Here is a 3,360-nt window from a genome sequence, read left to right as displayed (position 1 = left end):
GGGGCGTACGCCCCTGGAGGCAGCTCAACAGGGAGTTGCAGCATGACCACATCCACCCACTCTCATAAGGACTGGACCGACAAAGGGGGTCACGTCACATCCTCACTGACGGCTTCATCTTTGATGAGCCTGGGAATCAGTGGCAGGCTGCACACCGCCTCTCGAACGGCTTCATAGAGGCCATCGGTCACGCCTTCAAGCACCAGTTGCCCCTGAGCGCCAACATCATCGGTCTGCTCGGCCCGCAGGTCGTGTCTGGCGATGCTGCTGCGAGGTCCTTGTTGAAGGTGGCGATCACCAGCAGCCTGCCGAGCCTCCTCATCGGGGATCCTGGGGCTCGGATCAGCCCTGGCCTCCGGTGCTCAACATCGCCAGGGCTATCCAGAGCACAAGGCCGGTCAGCACGAAGCCACCAGTGGCCACAAAATACCGCCAAGCGTTCTGCACAGCCGGGGTGGGCTGGTTGGCCAGCCAGGCCGGACGCGGCCAGCCGTCCCAGCTGCCGCTGCCGAAGCCGGGAGCTCGTTTGGCCATGGTGTCACGCCAATAGGCGTCATAGCGGGGCGCTTGCTGGTTGAAGGGCATCGTGCCCACCGACTGGCCGGCCAGCACCCGGGCGCGCTGGTAGGGCACTTGGTCTTCCCCGAAGGCATCCAGGTACTCCGGTGAATTGATCAGGGCATCGATGAAGGCTGGCAGCCCCTGCTGGGCGATCACGATCGACCAGGCGATGCGTTCCTGCTGGCCGTGTACCGGCCGGCCGAGCACCCGGCCCACCACCTGTTCCACCACGCGGTAATTGCTGTTGCAGCGGTAGAAGTCGTTGCGGAACTTCTCCGAGCGCAGCAGCTGGCGCACGAACTCGCGGGTGCTGATCTGGCCGGAGCGCAGCTGCGATTCGAGCATCGCATCGCGGTCGCGCTTGAAGGCGTGGAAGTACACCTGGCGATAGGCCTGCTCGATCAGGGCATCGGCGGCAGCTCCATCCAGCTGACTGGCCTGCCGACCAATCTGGCGAGAGGTCTCGTCGCTGGCTGCCAGAAAGTTGCTGACCCTGGCGTTGCTGGTGAGAGGTTTGGTGGCCAGAACAGGCAGGGTCATTGAGCAGACAGGAAGCAAACGCAAGAAAGTATTGACTGCTGCGATGGGCTCAGGCTTGGGGCAAGTAAAAACCATAAAGAACTTAATCTTCCGTAGCAGCTCGCGATTGATTGGGGGCTGAGGCGGGCTCCGTGCTGGTGTCCCCTCCAGGACCAGCTTCCTGCAGGGCTGTTGCAGGCCAGGCAGGCGATCCACAGCTGCGCAGAGGCCGTGGGCCATTGCGGGGCTCCCATGGCGTCAGTCGAGAATGCGATCGACGCTCACCAACCGCGTGACAAGCCCGGCGGCCGGAGCCTCGATGCCGCCGGGCTTGAAGGTTGCCTGAAAAAACCATTGGCGCCCGTCCTGGCTGCGCCGTTCGACTCTGAAGTCGCTGAGCCCCAGCGGCCCCAGAGCCAGGCTCAGAGCATCACCACTGCAGCCGGGCACGTTGACCTGCATGGCCTCCAGGCCTGCGGCAGCAACACGATAGGTGGGCATGAAAGCACCGCATCGGTGATCAACCCTCCCATAGGAGGGCCTTTTCAGCCTGTCCTGGTAAGACGGTATGGAACAGCACACCGGCAGCGGCCTGGGCGCCTATGCTTTACAAATATTCACTTGTTGAGTTGCCCGCTGTGACAACTTCCCCGGATTTGGCCTCCCTCTACCAGCTGCTGGCCCAGCAGGAGAGACCCGTCCTGCCCTCGGGCGAACGGCGCGCCATCCTCGGCTGCGGCTACGTGGGCGAGGAGGTGGCCAGGGCCTGGAAGCAGGAGGGTCACGCGCTGTGGGCTACCACCACCCGGCGTGAGCGCCTCGGCGAGTTGGCCGAGCTTGTGGAAACCCCGCTGATCTTTGACTCGACGGACCCCAGCACCAACCTCGACTTCACCGCTGATCTGGATGGCATTCTGGTTTCCTTCGCGCCCTCGAAGGGTTCCGAGGTTGATCTGGGCCAATACCGGAAAACCTTTCTCGGTGGTTTGCAACGACTCGTCGAGACGCTGGATCGACGCCCCCGCAACACACCTCTGCAGATCGTCCATCTGAGCAGCTGCGGCGTGTACGGCAACCGCCATGGAGCCCTCACCAACGAAACGGCCCCGATCAGCGATAACCATCCTGTCAATCAGGTTCTGCTCCAAGCAGAGGAGATGATGGGATCCATCCGCTCTGACACAATCAAGGTCTGCGTGCTTCGTCTGGGAGGCATCTACGGCCCCGGGCGCGACATCCCAACCATGCTGTTATCAGCGGCTGGTGGATTGGTGCAACGCAACGGCCAGAATGTTCCGTGCTGGATTCACCGCGATGACATTGTCCGGGGTGTTTGCTTCGCATTCGATCAAGGTCTTAATAACACTTATAATCTTGTGAACGATACGCAGCTGAGTGGCCAAGAACTTACAGATCGCCTCTGTGAACGCGCTGGCCTGCTATTGGCCAAGTGGTTGACAATAGATACGACTGATCGGATTCTAAATGCGCGCGTTAGCAACGAAAAGCTGAAGCAAATTGGCTTCACCTTCAATCACCCGTGCATGGTTGGTTGATATCGACGCTCTACCCAGCGACTCAGTCTGTCGTTTACATCGTAATCAATGATGAGATGAATAAAGCTATTTTGATTTAATAGGCACCCAAAGTGAAGACTGAACCCATCCTTTGGCAATTCATCCGGAAGGCCGCAAACCAAATTATCCGCAAACATGCCATTCACATCCTCCGAGCAAAAGCTGTCTGCATCGAATTCGGGTGCAACTTTGGCTGATACAAACGCTCCATACTGCACGCCCGGTCTCAGCTCCTGCTCGATCCCACGCCATCCTGCGACAGCCGACAATAAGGCGTCTACAGACCCCATCTGTTCACGGGCGGGATCGGGTCTTGCCCGTTGACAGCGAAACGGGGTGGCCGCGATGGAACCCAGAATCATCCGGCCGTCACCCTGGCGCTCATAGAGGGCAACAAGCATCGATCGGGAGCGGCCAATGAAAAAATTCACTTCATGGCCCGCTCGCGTTGTGCTCCCGCCAACCTCAAGGCTTGACTGACCTGCGGTCTCCGGGAAATGCCAGCAGTTGTCTCCCCGGTTGTAGTGGTGTCGATTCAGGGGGAATCGGCGTTCTCCACCCGGGGCGAATCGCAGACCTGTTCCATGCCACTCTCCTGTATCAGCAGGCCGCGTCCCTTCGCGTGGTGTAAATCCCGAGGCCCGAATGCCCTGATCAGAGGTTGAACAAGGTGGAATGACGAGCTGTCATTCCGGAGGTGCGG

Annotated in this window: 4 protein-coding genes; 1 reads left to right on the top strand and 3 read right to left on the bottom strand. The window is 60.2% G+C overall.

The window, feature by feature from the left end; translation table 11 throughout:
• Nucleotides 1-342 precede the first annotated feature (342 nt).
• Complete coding sequence (locus tag CJZ98_RS17405; protein ID WP_094592368.1) at nucleotides 343-1,101, bottom strand: phycobilisome rod-core linker polypeptide; 759 nt, start codon at nucleotides 1,099-1,101, stop codon at nucleotides 343-345.
• 237 nt (nucleotides 1,102-1,338) lie between these two features.
• Nucleotides 1,339-1,581 (bottom strand): hypothetical protein, encoded by a 243-nt coding sequence (locus CJZ98_RS17400; RefSeq protein WP_094592367.1) that lies wholly within the window; start codon nucleotides 1,579-1,581, stop codon nucleotides 1,339-1,341.
• Between the two features lie 155 nt (nucleotides 1,582-1,736).
• Here CJZ98_RS17400 and CJZ98_RS17395 point away from each other — a divergent pair, with 155 nt between their 5' ends.
• On the top strand, nucleotides 1,737-2,636 hold the full coding sequence (locus CJZ98_RS17395) for an NAD-dependent epimerase/dehydratase family protein (protein WP_157911084.1): 900 nt from the start codon (nucleotides 1,737-1,739) through the stop codon (nucleotides 2,634-2,636).
• On the opposite strand, the gene CJZ98_RS18610 is transcribed toward CJZ98_RS17395, so the two are convergent.
• Nucleotides 2,615-3,058: a hypothetical protein gene (locus CJZ98_RS18610; protein ID WP_157911083.1), complete on the bottom strand. Its 444-nt coding sequence runs from the start codon at nucleotides 3,056-3,058 to the stop codon at nucleotides 2,615-2,617. The genes CJZ98_RS17395 and CJZ98_RS18610 overlap by 22 nt on opposite strands.
• Nucleotides 3,059-3,360 lie beyond the last annotated feature (302 nt).

Origin of the sequence: Vulcanococcus limneticus LL (genome assembly GCF_002252705.1) — a bacterium.
Classification (GTDB): Bacteria; Cyanobacteriota; Cyanobacteriia; order PCC-6307; family Cyanobiaceae; genus Vulcanococcus; species Vulcanococcus limneticus.
The sequence above is the reverse complement of the archived record's forward strand: the minus strand, read 5'-3'. Positions and strand labels throughout refer to the sequence as shown.